Source organism: Nitrosococcus watsonii C-113 (genome assembly GCF_000143085.1).
Classification (GTDB): domain Bacteria; phylum Pseudomonadota; class Gammaproteobacteria; order Nitrosococcales; family Nitrosococcaceae; genus Nitrosococcus; species Nitrosococcus watsonii.
The window spans coordinates 2759899-2775334 of sequence record NC_014315.1; the positions used below are offsets into that span (position 1 = coordinate 2759899).

Here is a 15436-nt window from a genome sequence, read left to right on the forward strand (position 1 = left end):
AGTCTGCACCACCTCATTCCTGAAAGCGCTGCATAACTTCCAGAAGCACTTTATTGCCTTGGTTCATTTTAAGCGTATGTTGCCATACTTGGCGGGCGCCTGCCTTATCACCCTTTGCCCACAGCACTTCTCCCAAATGGGCCGCGATTTCCGGGTCTTTGCGAAGCTCCATCGCCTCACGCAGGTATTTCTCCGCCTTATCGTAATCTCCCAAGCGGTAATAAACCCAACCCATGCTGTCAAGAATAAACGCATTATTAGGCTTTAGCTTCATTGCCCGGGAAATATAGCGCAACGCTTCCTCAAGACGTCCCGTTCGATCCGCTAAGGTATAGCCAAGCGCATTAAGAGCCTCAGCATTGCCCGGCTCTAAGGTTATAACCCGCCGCAAATCTTGTTCAGCAATATCCAGCCGGCCTAGGTTTTCTGCCACCAAAGCGCGAGCGTAGAGCAGATTAGTATCATCTGGACGGCTTTGCAGCGCCTTATCATAATGGCTCATCGCCTCTTTATAACGCCCAGCGTTGATAAGAATTTCACCTTCCGCAAGCTGAAACCGATCGGCCTGAGTAGGGAATTTTTTACTTAATAACTGCAAGTGCTGACGGGCAGCCGGTAGATTGCCCCGTTGTGCTGTCACTACTGCCTGGCGAACCTGGGCATCCACCATCAACCTGCCGCCAGTAATCGAAGCATACCAATTAATGGCCTTAGCAGCGTTATTTTGCAATTCGGCTAGCCGTCCTAGATAAAAACGGGCTTGATCTACATTCTGACCCAATGTTAGTAAACGCTGAAAATAGTCTTCCGCCTGCTCATACTCCAATCGTTCCATAGCTAACAGACCTTGCGCCAACAGGACATCTGGATTCTCGGGTTGCGCTTGCTCTAGCTGCTCGAACAGAAGTTCGGCTTTGGCTACTTGACCGGCTTCCATCAGCATTTGCCCATAGACTAAACGTAAAGGAATACTCGCCTCTCCCTTTTCAATCACTGTTTCCAGCGATTGGAGAGCGGCATCCTCCCGTCCTTGCTGCTGGAGAATTCGGGCCCGCATGATCAGGGGCCTATCCGCTTCGGGACGTTGGATAATTACCCGCTCTATCGTGCTCAGAGCAAGATCCAACCGCTTTAACTGTAAGGCAAGGTAAGCGTACCCATAGAGAGCATCTGGATCGTTAGCTTGAAAGGCGGATAGATTACCCATTAACGCCAATGCCGTTTCTGGATCTGCGCTCCCAGCCAACATGGTGGCAATCTTTAAAAAAGTACGTTCACTACTTTCCGGGCTTAGGGCAACCAAATGCTCTAGGTGAGTTTCAACTTCATTGTATTGCTGTTGCCCCAGGAGCAAAGAGACTAAAGCTTGGCGCGCATCCTCGTTGTTCGGGTCCGCTCTCACCCATAACCTGGCCGCCTGGGTAGCTGCACTGATATCCCGGGCAAAAAGGGCGATACGGGTTGCCCGCTCCGCAAGGCGCGGATCGCGAGTCTCTCCCGCTAGCTGCAAGTAAACCTTCATCGCATAGTCAACTTGACCGCGCTGGCCCGCAATGTCAGCGGAAAGCAGTTGATACAGCAGGGCGGGGGTTAGTTCGACATCTGGATAGCTTGTCTCCGGTGTCGTCGCTACTGCTGGTCCCGTGGTATTCTCTTCAGCCTTGGCGGCAGCCGCCGGACGCATTTCCTGCGTAGCACAACCTGCTAGCAGCAACACTACTAACCCAGCGGTCAATCGGAAAGGAGCTTGTTTCATCTATATCTCATCACTCCTAGTGACTTGTTCCCGTAAATTACGAATAATTGGTAATATATAAATTCGCCTTAGGCGATATTTTCGCATATTTAAGCTTAAGGTCCCTTATAAAAATGCTAAATACCATTAAATTTAGTTTGGTTTGAGAGTCAGAGCAAAGATGCTGGGTTCCAGATTAAGGGACTATTTTGAACAGCCTAGATGATAAAATTTGCTCTGTATTTTAAGAGTAACCCCATAATTATAAGCTAGTACGGCTCTTTATTTACTCCTATGCAACTGCTTGCCTTTGGTGTCAACCATAAAACCGCCTCGGTTGCTATCCGAGAACAAATCACGTTTACCCCGGAACGTCTCCCCTCCGCGTTGACGGAGCTTGTGAATCGCAGCGGCGCCAAGGAAGCAGCCATTCTATCCACCTGTAACCGGACCGAACTTTATTGCGGTTGCGCACCGGGGCAACAAGAAGCCGTGATCGAATGGCTGCGCCAATATCACTGCATGGAGCCCAAAATTCTTGAGACTTGCCTCTACACTCATCCAGATCATTCCGCAGTACGGCATCTGCTTCGGGTGGCAAGCGGACTGGATTCCATGGTCCTTGGTGAACCTCAGATTCTGGGTCAAATCAAAGCTGCTTATAGCTATGGACTGGAGGCAGGAACTATTGGCCGGGTATTGGGACGCTTATTCCAACACACCTTCTATGTGGCCAAACAGGTCCGCACCGATACAGCGATTGGTACTAGTCCTGTATCGGTAGCCTTCGCCGCAGTTAGTCTAGCAAAACAGATTTTTGGCGATCTGGAACCCACCACGGCTTTTCTCATCGGTGCGGGTGAAACCATCGAGCTGGCGGCGCGCCATTTATTTACCAACGGGGTTGGGCACATTATTGTTGCTAATCGCAATCTCGATAAAGCTTATCAACTAGCGAACCAATTCAATGGCTATGCCATCCCTCTCACGGAGATGCCAAAACACCTAGCGGAAGCGGATATTGTGATCTCCTCCACCGGGAGCCAACTGCCCATCCTCGGTAAAGGCACGGTTGAACGGGCCTTGCGGATTCGTAAACATCGCCCCATCTTCATGGTAGATATTGCCGTTCCCCGGGATATCGAACCCGAGGTAGGGGAACTACAGGATATCTATCTTTATAATGTGGATGATTTGCAGGAGGTCGTCCAGGAGAACCTCCGCTCCCGTCAGGCGGCAGCTTTGCAAGCCGAGGAAATTATTGATACTCAGGTGGAGTATTTCATGGACTGGGTGCGCACTCAAGATGCCGTACCAGTCATCTGCGCTGTCCGTCAAGAAGCTGATCAGCTACGCAAGGAAGCCTTGGAAAAAGCCCGCCGCCGCTTGGCCCAGGGCCATGACCCGAATGAAGTTTTGACAATGCTGGCCCATAATTTAACTAATAAACTCATGCATGTGCCCACAAGACAACTACGGAGCCTAGGTGCTACAGGAGATGAGCTTGCTTTACAAGCAGCCCTTAAAATTTTCGATGTTGACCACTTCAAAGCTTAAAGAGATCTGTCCATGAAGGACTCTATTCGCAGCAAGCTAGAAACCCTAGCCGAACGACAACAAGAACTCACTGCCCTATTGGCCGAACCGGAGATAGCAAGCGCGCAAAAACAATTTCGTGAACTATCCCAGGAATATGCCCAACTTGAACCCGTTATTAGCTGTTTTCGGGATTTTGAACAAGCCCAAAACGTTCTTGATGAAAGTAAGGCGCTTCTCCAAGATCAAGATCCAGAACTTCGGGTCCTGGCCCAGGAAGAAATTGCCGCTACGGAAAAAAAGCTCGAACGGCTCGACCGGGAGTTGCATACGCTACTCCTGCCTACCGACCCTAATGATAAACGTAATATCTTTTTAGAGATTCGTGCCGGCACAGGGGGGGATGAAGCAGCCTTATTCGCTAGCGATCTCCTGCGCATGTATTTACGGTATGTTGAACAACGGGGCTGGCGAACAGAAATCATGGGGGATAGTCCGGGAGAGCATGGTGGCCATAAAGAAATCATCGTGCGAATCGTGGGTGCGGGCGCCTATTCACGTTTAAAATTCGAATCAGGCGGCCACCGGGTCCAACGGGTTCCTCAAACCGAATCCCAAGGCCGTATTCATACCTCCGCTTGCACGGTTGCTATCATGCCAGAAGCCGAGGAAATCGATGAGATTGACATTAATCCAGCGGATCTGCGCGTGGATACTTTTCGTGCTTCCGGAGCAGGCGGCCAGCACGTCAATAAAACTGACTCAGCCATTCGGATAACCCATCTTCCTAGCGGGATCGTGGTGGAGTGCCAAGATGAACGCTCTCAGCATAAGAATCGGGCTCGGGCCATGTCCCTGCTGCGGACCAAGCTAAAATTGGAGGAAGAAGAAAAACTAGTAGCTGAAGAAACCGCAACCCGGCGTAGCCTTATCGGTAGTGGAGACCGCTCAGAGCGAATTCGCACTTATAATTTTCCCCAAGGCCGGGTGACCGACCATCGAATTAATCTAACGCTTTATAAACTTGATGAAATTCTCCAAGGCAACCTCGATGCGATTATCGATCTATTGGTGGCAGAATACCAAGCTGATCAGTTGGCGGCATTAAGCGATTAAAGGATAGGGGATTTTATTTTCCCCTCCTTGTCTTTCAGCACTCATACCTGTATAAAAGGAAACTTACCCCGTATGAAATGAAAGATACAGTAAGTATAGCCCAAGCAAAACTAGCCGCTCCTATCTCATCCGTATTACCGCTTTATGTCATCCACGGCCTTTGCCCCAAAACGCGCTTTTGAACTTAAAGGCGAGCTATCCGCCCTAAGCGTATTGCGGCTGCAAGATACCGATATGGGACGAATAGCCCGCGAGCTTGCGGCTAAAGTCAAAATCGCTCCTGGATTCTTTTCTAATACGCCGATTGTCATTGACCTTAAGGAACTAGGTGACGGTGAACGCTTGCTCGACTTCGCGGCACTTAAGATCGTACTCATCAAACATGGCCTTGTGCCCATAGGCGTGCGCAATGCCCAAATGAAGGCGCAAGAAGCAGCGACCCAAGCCGGTTTTGCCTTACTTAGAAATAATCCCGCCGGGCATCTTCCGGCTGCAAACACGGAGGGTTCCAGGCGCCAGCGCCACCAATGGAGTTCTGAAGCGCCTCCTCTTCGCAAAAGTCTGATGATCACGCGGCCTGTCCGTTCAGGGCAACAGGTCTACGCACGGGAATGCGATCTTATCGTATTGGCCCAGGCTAGCCCTGGCTCGGAACTGCTAGCAGACGGTAATATTCATGTTTACGGCTCACTGCGAGGGCGCGCGCTAGCAGGAATCCGTGGAGATATAACGGCACGGATATTTTGCCAAAGCTTGGAAGCGGAATTGATTGCCATTGCAGGAAATTACAAACTGATCGACGATACAGAAGATTCGCTCAAGGGCCATCCTGCCCAGATCTATCTGCGGGAAGAGCACTTAATGATTTCACCATTATAATCAAAAAACCAGATCCACAGGCTAGGGAGGATCGAACACGTGACCAAGATAATTGTCGTCACATCCGGTAAGGGTGGCGTGGGCAAAACAACGACGAGTGCCGCGTTTTCCACGGGCCTTGCTATGCAGGGCTATAAAACTGCGGTCATTGATTTTGATGTGGGCCTACGCAACCTAGACCTTATTATGGGATGTGAACGGCGGGTCGTCTATGATTTTGTTAACGTCATCAATCAAGAGGCGCGACTTAACCAAGCGCTTATCAAGGATAAACGTCTTGAAGACTTATATATACTTCCCGCTTCCCAAACCCGTAACAAAGAGGCACTCACTAAGGAAGGAGTAGCACGGGTTTTAGAGGAATTGCGAGAACTAGAGTTTGAATATATCGTTTGCGACTCACCGGCGGGAATAGAACATGGCGCGCTTATGGCCCTTTACTTTGCGGACGAAGCCTTGATAGTCACTAATCCCGAGATTGCCGCAGTCCGGGATTCTGATCGAATTCTTGGCATCATACAAAGCCAATCCCAGCGTGCCGAACGAGAGCAGGAGCCCATCAAGGAACATTTGCTCATCAGTCGCTATAATCCCATGCAAGTCAAGCGGGGAGAGATGTTGAGCGTGGATGATATTCTCGAAATTTTGGCAATTCCCCTACTGGGCGTTATTCCCGAATCCAAAGCAGTTCTATTGTCCTCTAATGCGGGAATGCCGGTTATCCTGGATGAAACCACTGATGCCGGTCACGCCTATTGGGATTCGGTATGTCGCTTTTTGGGCGATGATGTTCCACATCGGTTCATCCATCAGCGCAAGCCTTTCTTCAAACGGCTTTTTGGGTAATATAAAGATGAGTTGGTTCAATTACTTCAGAGCAACAAGGGGAAATTCAGCTCGCACTGCCAAAGAACGATTGCAGATCGTGATTGCTCATGAGCGAATAGATCGCTCTGGCCCCTCTTACCTCCCCAGGTTGCGGGGGGATATCATTGAAGTTATTCGCAAATATATAGAAATTGATGAAGACCAGGTCAAAATTCAGATGGAGCAAGAAGGCGATATGGATGTGCTTGCCTTGAATATTCAACTGCCCGATGCCTCCCCTCTGTTGCCCGAAGCCCGTCATTCTTCTAAGCAATAATTCTTCAACTAGGGGAAGAGCCGCTTTTTGAAGGGCTCAATGGCAGCTATATTATTTAGTTAGCGGTGAAGCAACATCATAGATTTCGCTCTTGAGGCTAGTAACTCCAGGAGCGAGATCTTGCCACGGCCCTACCAACCCTTCTTATAGAGGTAACCACGGCTAAAATGCTCTAACATTTAAAAAGTCTCCTGGATCTCTAGGAAGCAGGTCCCGTCAATTGTGGCGCGGAAGAATCAGCGTCTGATAGGGAAATCTCCCGGGCATTTGCCTTTTCTGGTAAGCTAAATTTAGTGCTTTCCTCCACCGCACCACTGGTAGCCATGGACAACCCTTTACTATAGCACTCAAGCGCCGCCTCCGAATCGCCTATCTCCTCGAGTACTTTCCCAAGTTCACGGTAAGCCTCTGACCTTGGTGCATAAGCAATACTGGTTTCCAAGTATTGCCGAGCCTTGCCCCATAAACCATTATGTTGGGCTAGTCTTCCCAAAGTTAGCAGCAACCAAGGATTATTTCCCTGCTGAGAAAGCCAGGCCTCCGCCCGCGCTAGCTGCGCCACCAGATCTGAGGACTGAACCAATCCATAAAGATAGATCAACTCATCGCTCCAGTTCCCTTTCAGGGTATCCTGGAGGAGTTGCTCCGCTAAATCTTGTTCATTCCGATCAATGAGCGCATAAACATAGGCCGCCACGATTTTTGGATGTTTCCGGAAACGGTTGGGCACCGCCTTCCACCTATCGATTAAAGCGGCATCGCTTTCATTTTGAGCTGCTTCCTGCAAAAGTTCCACATGGGCCATAACCTCTAATGAATGGGCTTCTTCCTTATTCACCAAACGCCGCTTGCATAACTGAGGAAGCAAACCAAGCAGCTGATTCCAATCTCTTTGTTGTAAGTAAAGGGATTTTAGCAGCCTAAGCGGTTGAGAATGCCTAGGGTCCAGGGTTCGCAGATGGTTCAGAATTGCCAATGCCTGCTCAAACTGCCCACTGTTTACTTGCAGTTCCGCCTGAGTCAACTCAACGGCAAAAGTAGCGGCGGGCACGGCCTCCCGAGCCAAACGCAAGTAGTGATCACGCCGCTCGTAAGCACCTTGATTTTGGGCAGATCGGGCAGCGGCAATATAATTGAGCAAGGGAGTATTACTATAGGCAATATCCTTAACCAGAGCCCGTTCGGCCCGGTCCCAATTGCCTTCTTCTATGTCGATTAAACCTTCAATCAGCATTTTGCTAGCACGGGAGCTACGCCGCCGCTGCCGGGTTTTTCCCAATCGCCGGGGGGTTTTCCCTATATGGGAGATGAAGCGCAGTGCTAAATATCCACCGATAAAGGCCAATCCTAAGACGATCACTGCTAATGTCAGCGTCGTTTCTATCATCCATTGACCGTATCCAATAACGAGATAGCCGGAATCATCGTGGGTAAGCAGCTCCAGACCAGCCGCCAGGATCAAAACAATTAAGCCAAAGATAACAGCTTTCATGTCCCGTCTCCTTCACCGCCTCTGGCGGCTTGTGGCTTTATGTGCCTTAATACTTGACTCAACGTCTTCAACGATCCAGCAATATCCGGCAAGGAAGATTCTATAGTCGTCTGTTCTAGCTTAGCGAGCGTATCCTTTATCACTTCAGCCTCAGAACCTTGAAAATAAGTCTGCAACCAACTTTGCGCTAACTCAAGGCTTTGTCGAAAAGCAGCTTCGTTTTTTAGTAAAAGATTTAGCCGGGCTGTCTCTAATTCAAGCCGCAGATTTTGATAGAGGAAATAACGCTCTTCCGGTAGTAAGGTAGGGATACCGCCGCCTTCTGCTTCATGTCGGTGCTTGACCACGACCATGCCCTTGAGGTCGTTCCAGATAACCTGCAAAAATTCCTTGGTTTTCGCAATATAAGTATTGCCTTCCGGTTCCGGAGTCGACTCAGGGGCTTGCTCTTTAGTCTTTGAAGCTGTTTCTGACTCTGCCAAAACCGTTTCTTTGAGTTCTAATGTTTTTACTCGCTCAATAATATTAGTGAGAGAGAGGGCCATACCATCAATATCGGGCTCGGGAACTGCTTTTAGAGAATTAATTTCTTCCGCTAATTTAGCACGTACCGGCGTGAACGCAGGATTAGCCATATCGCGAAGGATCCTATCAGCCGTTTGCAAAGCAACCAGGGCTACGCTTACATTTTGTCCCAATTGCAAGCGTTCATTGGCAATGCGCATGAGATAAGCCGCTTCGGCGATATCCCAATTCCCCGGCTGCGGACCCCTTTCTACTTCGGAACGAAGAAGACTCAGAGTAGACTCTAAGGTCCCCATTCCCTGCTGAAACTTCTTGAGCTCGCCTTTATTCTCCGCAATTTCTTTCTTTAGGTTAGTAACTTCCTGCTGAAGCGATTCTTCTTGTCCAGCAAGCCGTTCATCCATCTCAGAGGCGACTCTTCCGGCAAGTTGCTCATCTACTTGCGCGGCTATGCGGGCATCCATCTGGGGAGACTGGGTCTCTAACCGCTCAGCCAATTGCTCGGACAAAGACTCCCGCGCTTGACGCTCTTTCTCAACCAAGAAGTGCGTATAATAAAGGCTACCTAGTGCTACTAAAATTAGAGCAATGGCCAGTATCACAAACCCTGCCAAACTTTTACCTCGACCCGATCCATCGCTTGCCTTCTCTACTTGGTAGGGATGAGTACGACGAATAGGACGCGCTTTCGGGCTATCTCCTGCAGGAGGTTCTTCCTTTTTGGGCGGCTTAGCCGCGTCTCCGGCTGCTTGGGGATTCTCCGAAAAAGAGACGCTTTTCTCTTTTGGAGTCGATTCTGAAGCTGCTGTTCTTGCCTCAGCCTTCGGATTTTCTGGCTCCGGGGCTTTCGAAGTTAACCTGGCTGCCTTTGTTCCTGGTAAGGCAGCATCTTCGGAAGATTTTCCCGAGGAACGCTCTAGAGGAGGAGTTCCTGTTGGCGTTTTAAAAGCTGATTTATTACTTTCAGATTTCGAAGAAGAAGCACTGCTCTCCTTGGAAGCTTGCTCCGTTGCTTCTACTCTGGGTGCAGCAATAGAAGCCTTGGACTCTGGCTTTTCCAGTCCCGGAGCTTTGGAGTCAACCTCCCCACTAGCCCTCTTAAAATCTGCTTTTTCCGATAATCTGGCTTTCTTTTCTTTCCTTCCCGGCAAGTTCTCTTTTTTATCGCTCATAATTTATCCTCATGTTCAATAATGGTCTGGACGAGAGCGGCATCGCTAGGCTCCTGCGCCACCCATATCTGGGTAAATCCAAGCTCTCTTGCTTGCTGGGCTTGCCGGGAACCGATGACCACCAGCGGGATTCTACGAAGTTCTTTTAGCAGAGTCTCCCCGGCAAGGTGGCAGAGATTTTCCAAAATAGCTTTACTGGTGGTGATCACCACGTCTACCGGAACATTGGTCAGGGCTTGCCGAAGATTAGCGGCCACGGAAGGGGAAGGAAGACAGCGGCGGTATACTTCAGCATATTCGACTTGAGCTCCACGCTTGGCCAACGTCTTTGCTAGCAATTCCCTTCCTCCACTAGCCCGAAAAAGGACGACCTGCTGCCCCTTCATAGCTTGCAATTCATCCATGGCCAACAACGCCTCGCTGTTATAGCCGGAACTAGGGCAAAGATGAGGAGGCAGCCCAAAGTCTTCTAACGCTTGCGCCGTGGCTCGCCCTACTACCGCGATTTTGAGATTTGCAGGCATCTCGCGGCGACAAAGCACCCAAGGTACTCCGCGCTGCACCGCATTAGCGCTGACGAACACAGCCCAGTGAAAATCATCCAAACGGCCAATAATTTCCTCTACTACGGCAGGTACTTCCGAATCGCCGATTTCTACCGTCGGAAAACGTACGGCTTGCCCGCCTTCAAGTTCAATCGCTAGAGATAATTTTTCGGCCTGCTCTGCCGGTCGGGTAACCAACACCCGTCGACCCGCAAGCCGCTGCTGGGAGATGATCCCGCTTTCAGCCACTGTAAACCTCTGCCAGGATCTTATCTGCCCCCCGTCGAAGCAAATCCTCACCCAACGATGCGCCTAAACTCTCTGCATCCCCAGGCATTCCCCATGTTTCTCCTCGAATAACCCGGCCGCCATCGGGCTGCCCCACCAGGGCACGCAGCCTCAGTCGTTCATCTTCTAGCTCAGCATAGCCAGCAATAGGCACCTGGCAGCCACCGGCAAGCCGTGCGTTTAATGCTCGCTCCGCCTGAAGGGTAATCCGCGTTGGGGGATGTTCGAGCACTTTAATAAGTTCCTCGGTAGCGGTATCCCCTTTTCGGCATTCAATGCCGATAGCCCCTTGACCAATAGCAGGAAGGCTGACTTCGGGAGCTAGCGATTCCCTTATTCGGTGGGTTAACTCTAAACGTTTTAAGCCCGCAGTGGCCAAAATAATACCATCAAATTCGTTATTATCTAATTTGGCTAGGCGGGTATTCACATTACCGCGCAGATCCAAAACCTGAAAGTCAGGGCGACGTTCCCGCACTTGGCTTTGCCGGCGCAAACTTGAAGTTCCCAGCCGCGCACCCTCCGGCAAACTATCTAAATCCTGCCAATGATTGGAGACAAAAGCATCTCGTGGGTCGCCGCGCTGGCAAATAACCGCTATATGGAGATTTTCAGGCAAATCTACCGGCACATCTTTCATGGAGTGAACGGCAATATCAGCCTCCCCACTAAAGAGGCCCTGTTCTAGCTCCTTAATGAATAGCCCTTTGCCACCTATCTTGGCCAGGGGCGTATCCAGAATCTTATCGCCTTGGGTACTCATGCGAACCAGCTCTACACTCAAATCAGGATAGTGATGACGCAAGGTATTAGCAACATATTCAGCTTGCCACAAAGCGAGAAGACTCTTACGGGTGGCAATGCGAAGACAGGTCTTTGCACTCATAATAAATACCATTTTACATTGATTTGATAAATTAAAGCTGGTTAAAGAAGAAATGAAACCGGTGCTGGAATTGCAAAACTTGAGTAAATACTTCGCCGAGCGGGGCATTGATCCGAGCTAAAATCAAGGCAAATATTTTATTAACCTGACCGGCTATGGCAGCTTTTCCACAGATATTTAGCGTAAAATTAGTGCAAGATACCTTGATAATAAAAACTTTTCCACTTTCAGCATCCGGAGAATGTCTCTTTATATGAGTCATAACAACATCACTCATGGCAAACCCTGGTCCGGCCGTTTCCACGAACCTACCGATACCTTTGTCGAAGAGTTTACTGCTTCTATCGGCTTTGACCACCGGCTTTACCGGCAAGATATCCACGGCTCCATCGCCCACGCTCGTATGCTAGCCAAGGTAGGCGTACTTTCCAGCGAAGAATGCGAGGCCATCATCCAGGGCCTAGAAACTATTGCCCAAGATATCAGCCGAGGGCAGTTTTCCTGGTCTGTGGCCCTTGAAGATGTGCATATGAACATTGAAGCCGCCCTTACTGAGAGGATTGGCCCCGTCGGAAAAAAGCTCCATACCGGCCGCTCCCGCAATGATCAGATCGCCACCGATATCCGACTCTATCTACGAGATGCCATTGATCTTATCACCGCCCAGCTACAGCGCTTGCAAGAAGGATTGCTAGCGATAGCCGAGCGGGAAGCAGCCACCATCATGCCAGGGTTTACTCACCTACAAACGGCGCAACCGGTCACTTTTGGCCATCATTTAATGGCCTGGTTTGAGATGCTAATCAGAGATACCGAGCGCCTCATTAACTGCCGCCAGCGGGTTAATATCCTGCCCTTGGGAGCAGCAGCGCTAGCGGGAACCACCTTCCCCATCGATCAAGCCTATACAGCCGAGCTGCTAGGCTTTGATGGCATAGCGGAAAACTCACTGGACGCCGTCTCTGATCGGGATTTCGCCATTGAATTTACCGCCGCTGGCGCCCTTCTCATGACCCACTTGTCCCGCTTTGCCGAGGAATTGGTGCTCTGGTCCTCGGCCCAATTTGACTTTATCACTTTGCCTGATCGATTCTGCACGGGCTCTTCCATTATGCCCCAGAAAAAAAATCCGGATGTACCAGAATTGGTACGGGGAAAAACAGGGCGGGTCAACGGTCATTTAGTGGGCCTTCTCACCCTGATGAAAGGCCAACCGCTGGCTTATAACAAGGATAACCAGGAAGACAAGGAACCGCTCTTTGACACCGTGGATACTCTCTTGGGATGCCTGCGGGCCTTTGCGGCTATGATCCCGGCAATCACAACCAATCCCGATAAAATGCGGGAAGCAGCAACTAAAGGCTATGCGACCGCAACGGATCTTGCTGACTATCTGGTACGCAAAGGCGTTTCATTCCGGGATGCCCACGAAATCGTGGGCAAAGCCGTGGCCCTTGCTATCGAACAAAATAAAGATCTGGCCGCGCTCAAGCTGGCTACCCTCCAAAGCTTTTCTCCTGTTATAGAGGAAGATGTCTTCGATGTCCTAACTCTAGAAGGCTCAGTGGCGGCAAGAAATCACTTAGGGGGTACCGCCCCCGCCCAGGTGCGCGCGGCCATCCAACGAGGGCGAAAGAAACTAAGCCCCCTGGCGCCTAACTTGCCTCGATGGACTCCATGAGATCTGCTGGAACACAGGCCCGGCCATTGCGAACGAAGGGCGGTTTAACCATGGCAGCCGGCACCGCCCGCCCCCGGATCTGGACTTCACAGGAGCTATCAGCGCCCACTGGCACGCGGGCGAGGGCAATGGATCGCTCCAAAGTGGGAGAAAACCCACCGCTGGTCACTACGCCTTCCCCCAAGTTAGTGGTGATGGCCTGCCCATTGCGCATGAGCCCCTTGCCCTGGAGCAGCAAGCCCACTTGCTGATGGGGGCAACCCGCGGCTTGTTGGGCTTCTAAAACCGCACGACCTATAAAATCCCGCTCCGGGGGTTTCCAGGCGACCGTCCATCCAAGACCTGCTTCCAGGGGAGTTGTGGCCTCATCCATATCTGCCCCATACAGACACATACCCGCTTCTAGCCTTAACGTATCCCGCGCTCCAAGGCCACAGGGCTTCGCCCCGCCTGCCTGCAAGCGCCGCCACCAGTCCTGGGCTTGTGGGCCTGATAACAATAATTCATAACCATCCTCCCCCGTATAGCCGGTACGGGCAACAAAAAGCCCCTCCTCCCAGGTAGCCTGAAAGCGCTTAAGGTTGGCAACTTTTTCCTTTAAAGATTCGGATAACTGGCCGTGGACCTGGGCGCGGGCTTTAGGTCCTTGAACGGCAATCATCGCTAACTCAGGACGCTCTTCCACTTGAACCTTAAAGGGAGCGGCGTGAGATTCAACCCAGGACAAAACCTTATCCCGGGTTCCCGCATTAGAGATCAAACGAAATTCTTGCTCCGCCATCAGGTAAACAATGAGGTCATCAATAACCCCACCCTGCTCATTAAGCATACAGCTATACAACGCCGTTCCAGGATCGCTCAGCCGATCCACGTTGTTAGCGAGCAACTGGCGCAAAAAAGGACGCACCTTCTCGCCCTTAAGATCCACCACAGTCATATGGGAAACATCAAATATCCCCACCCCCTGGCGCACTGCCTGATGCTCCGCCACTTGGGAACCGTAATGCAAAGGCATATCCCAACCGGCAAAGTCCACTAACCGGGCTCCCGCCGAGCGGTGCAGATCGAATATCGCCGTATGTTTTCCCATGACACACTCCTCCTCAAGGATATTAAATAAGGGCGTAAACCATAGAACCCATGGAAGATTTCGATGGTTCCCGCCCTTGCACGATTAAATTTCTATTTTAGATTTTACCGCCTGAATCGCGAATAAAAGAAGTACTCATCATTGGTTCTTTATCTCTTAGTTTCCCCCGCGGCCCTAATAATTTGGCTGACACGGGAATAACGAAGATCAAAGCGAGCGCCTATTTCCTTCATAGTGTACCCACCACCAGCATAGGCCCGCGCAATGGCCTCACCTTGATCACAGTGCCTTTTGGAAAGAACTTTAGGGATTTTGCTGCGGGCCGCAGAAAGCCACATAATAAAAGGTGTCAGGGAAATTCAATACGTAAAGGCCGAACCATGAATCCAACCCTACCATAAGAATAAAAACAAACAAACTACAAGACTAAACCCTATAGGGATGAGATGATCTATGCTGGCCAGGATTTAACAAGAAAGGCTTTTCCGCTACCAAAAACAAATATTAACAGCCATACTTGTTATATGAAGGAACTTAAAAGAATAGAAGCGCCCATTTTGGTTCTTGCGGTTATAAATTATGAACACACACCCCTTAATGACTAGGGTTTTGTAAGTTAATTAACAGTAGAGGCAATCGTCTCATGGCTTTATTAAGGATGACTAATAGGTGGTTTATAGCTAACGTTTTCAGCCTCTATCACAATATATTTTTGCTGGCGTAATTGTTCAACCAAACCCATTAATTCAGCTTCTGCAAGCTTTTTCATGAACAATGCGTTGATCGTATTTGCTAAAGTTTTAACCTTGCGGGGCCGGGAATGACCACGCGAGGAAAGGCTTTTTACAATAGCAGTTATTTTCTCTTCGGATGAAGTAGCGTTTGAAACACCTAGAAAAGGTATCTCGGATATCGCCTTTTCTCGTTGAGCGTATATCTTTTTTTCTTTCAAATGCCGGATAAGAGGATCGAAGCCGGTATCTTTCGAGATGATGTGAAAGTAGCCCTTCGGGTCCCGCTCCGCTAATTGTCCCACATAGAATGCAATATGAAAATCCAGGGCATTGGAACCATTTCCAGCAATTTTTACGTACTCGGCATTGCCACCTAAGGATTGTAGCGATAAGGCAAAATCAAATGGCACCTTGGTTTGATTAGCGCCTATGAAAACCAGTACTCTACATGGATGGTCCTTGAGAACAGACAAACTCTTTGGCTGAACATTCTCATAATCAATTAATATATAATTATTCTTCACGGGCCATCCTTTTTGCTCACCCTGATTCCTTTATCGGCCACGGGTAAAATGACTTTAGCGCCTACTGAAATGCGGAAAACTTGCCTTCT

At 49.9% G+C, this 15436-nt stretch carries 14 protein-coding genes; 6 read left to right on the top strand and 8 right to left on the bottom strand.

The genetic code is table 11. From position 1 onward, the window contains the following. Positions 1–13: 13 nt before the first annotated feature. Positions 14–1756, bottom strand: coding sequence for a tetratricopeptide repeat protein (locus NWAT_RS12585; protein WP_013221429.1), 1743 nt, complete (start codon positions 1754–1756; stop codon positions 14–16). A gap of 273 nt (positions 1757–2029) precedes the next feature. Between NWAT_RS12585 and hemA the strand changes: the two genes are divergently transcribed. From hemA to minE, 5 genes are all read left to right on the top strand, one after another. Next, on the top strand, positions 2030–3292 hold the full coding sequence (gene hemA / locus NWAT_RS12590) for a glutamyl-tRNA reductase (protein ID WP_013221430.1): 1263 nt from the start codon (positions 2030–2032) through the stop codon (positions 3290–3292). A gap of 12 nt (positions 3293–3304) precedes the next feature. Then, positions 3305–4387: a peptide chain release factor 1 gene (prfA, locus tag NWAT_RS12595; protein WP_013221431.1), complete on the top strand. Its 1083-nt coding sequence runs from the start codon at positions 3305–3307 to the stop codon at positions 4385–4387. Positions 4388–4531: 144 nt separating this feature from the next. Then, positions 4532–5266: a septum site-determining protein MinC gene (gene minC / locus NWAT_RS12600; RefSeq protein ID WP_013221432.1), complete on the top strand. Its 735-nt coding sequence runs from the start codon at positions 4532–4534 to the stop codon at positions 5264–5266. Between the two features lie 39 nt (positions 5267–5305). Beyond that, the gene (gene minD, locus NWAT_RS12605) at positions 5306–6112 is read left to right on the top strand and encodes a septum site-determining protein MinD (protein ID WP_013221433.1); all 807 of its coding nucleotides are present in this window, start codon (positions 5306–5308) and stop codon (positions 6110–6112) included. Positions 6113–6119: 7 nt separating this feature from the next. Next, positions 6120–6410, top strand: a complete 291-nt coding sequence (gene minE / locus NWAT_RS12610; RefSeq protein WP_013221434.1) for a cell division topological specificity factor MinE — start codon at positions 6120–6122, stop codon at positions 6408–6410. 199 nt (positions 6411–6609) lie between these two features. Here minE and NWAT_RS12615 read toward each other — a convergent pair whose 3' ends face one another. From NWAT_RS12615 to hemC, 4 genes are read right to left on the bottom strand one after another with little or no spacing between them, the layout of a single operon-like run. Further along, on the bottom strand, positions 6610–7902 hold the full coding sequence (locus NWAT_RS12615; protein ID WP_013221435.1) for a heme biosynthesis protein HemY: 1293 nt from the start codon (positions 7900–7902) through the stop codon (positions 6610–6612). Next, positions 7899–9599, bottom strand: a complete 1701-nt coding sequence (locus NWAT_RS12620) for a uroporphyrinogen-III C-methyltransferase (protein WP_013221436.1) — start codon at positions 9597–9599, stop codon at positions 7899–7901. Before NWAT_RS12620 ends, NWAT_RS12615 begins: the two co-directional genes overlap by 4 nt. After that, the gene (locus NWAT_RS12625) at positions 9596–10393 is read right to left on the bottom strand and encodes a uroporphyrinogen-III synthase (RefSeq protein WP_013221437.1); all 798 of its coding nucleotides are present in this window, start codon (positions 10391–10393) and stop codon (positions 9596–9598) included. The genes NWAT_RS12620 and NWAT_RS12625 overlap by 4 nt, the downstream gene beginning before the upstream one ends. Continuing rightward, on the bottom strand, positions 10386–11318 hold the full coding sequence (gene hemC, locus NWAT_RS12630; protein WP_198342157.1) for a hydroxymethylbilane synthase: 933 nt from the start codon (positions 11316–11318) through the stop codon (positions 10386–10388). The genes NWAT_RS12625 and hemC overlap by 8 nt, the downstream gene beginning before the upstream one ends. A 253-nt stretch (positions 11319–11571) precedes the next feature. On the opposite strand from hemC, the gene argH reads away from it, so the two are divergent. Beyond that, positions 11572–12999, top strand: a complete 1428-nt coding sequence (gene argH, locus NWAT_RS12640) for an argininosuccinate lyase (protein WP_013221439.1) — start codon at positions 11572–11574, stop codon at positions 12997–12999. Here the strand turns inward: argH and gcvT are convergent. The 3 genes from gcvT to NWAT_RS12655 form a co-directional block, all read right to left on the bottom strand. Beyond that, positions 12974–14089 carry a glycine cleavage system aminomethyltransferase GcvT gene (gcvT, locus tag NWAT_RS12645; protein ID WP_013221440.1) on the bottom strand — a complete coding sequence of 372 codons (1116 nt, stop codon included), beginning with the start codon at positions 14087–14089 and terminating at the stop codon, positions 12974–12976. The two genes, argH and gcvT, sit on opposite strands and share 26 nt — an antisense overlap. A gap of 149 nt (positions 14090–14238) precedes the next feature. Continuing rightward, positions 14239–14427 carry a sigma factor-like helix-turn-helix DNA-binding protein gene (locus NWAT_RS17825; protein WP_013221441.1) on the bottom strand — a complete coding sequence of 63 codons (189 nt, stop codon included), beginning with the start codon at positions 14425–14427 and terminating at the stop codon, positions 14239–14241. Between the two features lie 314 nt (positions 14428–14741). Further along, positions 14742–15347 (bottom strand): PIN domain-containing protein, encoded by a 606-nt coding sequence (locus NWAT_RS12655; protein ID WP_013221443.1) that lies wholly within the window; start codon positions 15345–15347, stop codon positions 14742–14744. Positions 15348–15436 lie beyond the last annotated feature (89 nt).

Bases quoted from the DNA above. Each gene is read 5' to 3' on its own strand.
- hemC (WP_198342157.1), bottom strand. From the start codon at position 11,318: ATGAGTGCAAAGACCTGTCTTCGCATTGCCACCCGTAAGAGTCTTCTC.
- NWAT_RS12620 (WP_013221436.1), bottom strand. From the start codon at position 9,599: ATGAGCGATAAAAAAGAGAACTTGCCGGGAAGGAAAGAAAAGAAAGCC.
- NWAT_RS12615 (WP_013221435.1), bottom strand. From the start codon at position 7,902: ATGAAAGCTGTTATCTTTGGCTTAATTGTTTTGATCCTGGCGGCTGGT.
- minE (WP_013221434.1), top strand. From the start codon at position 6,120: ATGAGTTGGTTCAATTACTTCAGAGCAACAAGGGGAAATTCAGCTCGC.
- minC (WP_013221432.1), top strand. From the start codon at position 4,532: ATGTCATCCACGGCCTTTGCCCCAAAACGCGCTTTTGAACTTAAAGGC.
- NWAT_RS17825 (WP_013221441.1), bottom strand. From the start codon at position 14,427: ATGTGGCTTTCTGCGGCCCGCAGCAAAATCCCTAAAGTTCTTTCCAAA.
- gcvT (WP_013221440.1), bottom strand. From the start codon at position 14,089: ATGGGAAAACATACGGCGATATTCGATCTGCACCGCTCGGCGGGAGCC.
- prfA (WP_013221431.1), top strand. From the start codon at position 3,305: ATGAAGGACTCTATTCGCAGCAAGCTAGAAACCCTAGCCGAACGACAA.
- NWAT_RS12585 (WP_013221429.1), bottom strand. From the start codon at position 1,756: ATGAAACAAGCTCCTTTCCGATTGACCGCTGGGTTAGTAGTGTTGCTG.
- hemA (WP_013221430.1), top strand. From the start codon at position 2,030: ATGCAACTGCTTGCCTTTGGTGTCAACCATAAAACCGCCTCGGTTGCT.
- argH (WP_013221439.1), top strand. From the start codon at position 11,572: ATGAGTCATAACAACATCACTCATGGCAAACCCTGGTCCGGCCGTTTC.